Raw genomic sequence first — 3,387 nt, 5'->3', positions numbered from 1 at the left:
TAAAATTATTTATAGAAGTAGGTAATAAATATGTCACCTCTAGGTGTTGGTAATAGCCACTCAACAAATACACTCCAAACAGGGGAAGCCAAACTTTGGGTTTTGCTAGTGGGGATAAACCAATATGAAGATGGGGGATTGCCTTCATTGCGTTATCCAGCAGTTGATTGTCAGGGTTTAGGGGAAGCACTCTTCAAAGCAACCCAGGGATTTCCCCAAAAAGAAGTCATAGTTCATCATGACTTTGCGTTGGTTAAACCGACAGCAACAACAGTGCGGCAAAGCTTGCAATATATCGTTTCGCAAACGCGATCGCAAGACACAATTCTGCTATATTTTTCTGGACATGGAATTTTGGAACCGGATACCCAGCAAGCAGTGCTATGTATGACGGATACGGAAAAAAATAATCTGCTCAACACGGGTATTCCCATGCAAGAACTATTGCAAATGCTGGGGAATAGTTCGGCACATCAACAATTAGTTTGTCTTGATACCTGTCATAGTGGTGATATGGTGTTGCGGGGAAATAATGGTACATCTCGTGATGCTGAGAATCCCAGCTTTAATAGCACATCGCAAATGCTACAAGTTTTGCGTCAACGTGCTTCCCAAAGTAAGGGATTTTGTGCTTTACTATCCTGTGACCAAGGACAAAAGTCTTGGGAATTCCCCGAATTAGGACATGGGGTGTTTACCTATTTTCTCATGCGAGGACTTTTGGGGGAAGCGGCAGATTCCCAAGGGATTATTGAAGCAGATGGATTATATAAGTTTGTTTATCGGCAAACCTTACAATACATCGATAAGCTTAATCAACAATTGCGATTGATTAATCAGCAAAAGCGCAATCGAGGAGATTATAAAATTCAGCCAGAATATCCCCTGCAAACTCCAAAGCGGATTGTTGAAGGAGTTGGGGAATTAATTCTTGGATTTAAAGCGAATGTGGAAGTCAAAAGTCAACCACGTCATGGTTTAATTGTGGATGGTTTGGGTAGTAGTCAATCCACTAATCAAACAATCAATGATTTAAGTCGAGTTTTGCGTGGAGCAGGAGGATTTGAGTTAGAGTGTTTTCCTCACAACCAGCAAAACCTGTCGGCAATTCGCAGTGCAATTCAAACTTGCTTACGAACATCTAATCAAAAAGAGAATTCCACCACACTACTCTATCTACGGGGAGAAATCGAAGAAATCGAAGATGGGGAAGCATGGTTAATTTTGGGGAATGGAGTACGGTTGAGTCGTTCTAGTTTGCGGCAAGAATTGCGTCGTGGGAATACAGCACAGCTAATAATTATTTTAGACTGTCCTGGTGCGACTACCTTAGAAAATTGGCTTGAAGATTTGAATATGGGAGTCGAACAACCCCAATGTATTATTGCATCTGCATCGACACCCGAACAACCAGATGCTTTTTCCCAAGCCATACTCACAACCCTGGCTATTTCCAATCCACAACAGGGTTTACCTGTAGCTGCTTGGATAAATCAATTGCGATCGCACTTAAAAGACGTTGATATTCATGTTTGGCTCTCTGGTACAAGAGGAGTCATTGATATTTTACCAGGTAATGTCACCTCTATTTTCGCCCATGAACCAAAGGAAATAGTCGCAACCACAAATTCAGCCAAAATCCAGCCACAACCAAACCTGGAAACCTCAACAAATTTTCCTAACTTCTCAGAATTAGATGAAAAAGCAATTAAATCCCTGTTTACTCCAGGTTCAAAGGAATATTCCCAACTAGAACATCTATTAACTAGTTTAATGGGACCAATTGCACCAACTTTAATTAGAAGAACTTTGAGCAAAATCACAAATCCCCGCAAACAGCTAGAAGAATTAACAATTCACCTAATACCAGAACAAAAAATCGAATTTACCGCCAAAGTTACCCAAATTATCGAAACACTTGTTCTTCAACCCCAATCAAAAAGTGTTTTATCGGTAGAAACGCAATTAGAACCAACCTTTATTCAGAAATGCGATCGCGAATTAATTAATCTTATTGGACCAATTGGAAATTTTATTGTCAAGGAAGTATATAAAACTTATTCCCATGTTTCACCATCTGAATTTGTCCAAAAACTAGCGGAGGAGATACCCAATAAACAAATCGCTGAACAATTTTTGCAACAATTTGTAACAAATCTTCAAAAAAACTAACTAAAAAAAATTGACCAATTATTCCTTGATGGTACAAGCCCACGGATGAATCCGGGGGCACTAATTGCGAATTGCGAATTACGAATTACGTAGCTTGCTTCTCCGCTTCGGAGTATTGCGAATTGTTTTGACTCGTTTGTATAATGGATTGCAAATAGAATAGAGTTTGGGTAAAAAAAATGAAAGCTATAACTTTCGCTGTCTTCGGAATTGCGACGGCATTTATCGGCTTAGTCAAACCCGTTCAAGCACAATCGTCAAGAACACCAAACTCAAGGGAAGATGCATCTTCTCTGTCTGGAAGTTCGTTGATGGGAATTGACATGAGAACATCTCAAGAGGATTTTGATAAATTTTTTGGATTCTCCAATCCTGAAAGCGCAACATTAGTTCGGTACAATGAAACCCTAACACGTCCTGATAGTCCGGTTTACTTGCAACCCGCACAACAGTCGGTTAATGGTAATGAAGGGGTACAAGTGCAACTCGATTTGCGTGATATCGATAGACAATCAGATAAACCCAGCGACAAAACTCCAACTAAATAATTCATATCCCCGATTTTTCCAGTCGGGGATATTATGTCATTTATTGCTAAAAGTCACTTGTTGGGTTGAATTGGTATTTTCTGCTTTCACAACCCCAAAATTTTCACCACTGCGGGTTAAGATAGCTAAACTCAACAAGATAAAAATAGCAAATATACTATATAAAACTGGTTTGTGTGCCGATTCTCGCTTTTCGTCGGAAAAAATCTCTTCATTAATCGGATTCGCTTCATCCTTCATTAACGAAGTCCATTCTCCTCCACTATGCCACCAAAAACTCGATAAACTCAAGTCATTTAAGCGTTGCAAGTCTTGTTGATAAATGGGACGATTTCTGTGACTGGACATAATTACCTCATCATTTTACTTGTAGTTGACATGCTTAGGGAGCATCTAACTTGCTTATACGGGGTAAACCAATTGACTTATGCAGAGTTAATTGAAAGCTGAATCTCGAAGCTATATCGCCCGAATATACTAAAAACGGGTTAGAACTTTACTTTTAACAAGCGTGAAAATCTTGAAGATACTACCCTGCGGGAACGTGGAACGTACGTTCCTCAGTATGACAGAAGTCCAGATTTTACCCTTTTGCAGTATACATACTATTCAAATACCATACTTCCATTCCTCTTAGTCCTAAAGATAATCAAGAAAATGTAAATAT

Annotated in this window: 3 protein-coding genes; 2 read left to right on the top strand and 1 reads right to left on the bottom strand. The window is 39.4% G+C overall.

The window, feature by feature from the left end:
* The first annotated feature begins 30 nt into the window (after window positions 1-30).
* Both CK510_RS28170 and CK510_RS28165 read left to right on the top strand, forming a co-directional pair.
* On the top strand, window positions 31-2,172 hold the full coding sequence (locus tag CK510_RS28170; RefSeq protein ID WP_095724794.1) for a caspase family protein: 2,142 nt from the start codon (window positions 31-33) through the stop codon (window positions 2,170-2,172).
* 179 nt (window positions 2,173-2,351) lie between these two features.
* Window positions 2,352-2,720 carry a hypothetical protein gene (locus CK510_RS28165; protein ID WP_095724793.1) on the top strand — a complete coding sequence of 123 codons (369 nt, stop codon included), beginning with the start codon at window positions 2,352-2,354 and terminating at the stop codon, window positions 2,718-2,720.
* Window positions 2,721-2,756: 36 nt separating this feature from the next.
* Here the strand turns inward: CK510_RS28165 and CK510_RS28160 are convergent, their stop codons facing one another.
* Window positions 2,757-3,068 carry a hypothetical protein gene (locus tag CK510_RS28160; protein WP_095724792.1) on the bottom strand — a complete coding sequence of 104 codons (312 nt, stop codon included), beginning with the start codon at window positions 3,066-3,068 and terminating at the stop codon, window positions 2,757-2,759.
* Between the last annotated feature and the right edge of the window lie 319 nt (window positions 3,069-3,387).

The organism is Brunnivagina elsteri CCALA 953 (genome assembly GCF_002289455.1).
Lineage (GTDB): Bacteria > Cyanobacteriota > Cyanobacteriia > Cyanobacteriales > Nostocaceae > Brunnivagina > Brunnivagina elsteri.
Note: the sequence above shows the minus strand (reverse complement) of the source record. Positions and strands in the feature narration are given on the sequence as shown.

Coding starts and splice junctions, on each gene's coding strand:
- CK510_RS28170 (WP_095724794.1), top strand. CDS start 31: ATGTCACCTCTAGGTGTTGGTAATAGCCACTCAACAAATACACTCCAA.
- CK510_RS28160 (WP_095724792.1), bottom strand. CDS start 3,068: ATGTCCAGTCACAGAAATCGTCCCATTTATCAACAAGACTTGCAACGC.
- CK510_RS28165 (WP_095724793.1), top strand. CDS start 2,352: ATGAAAGCTATAACTTTCGCTGTCTTCGGAATTGCGACGGCATTTATC.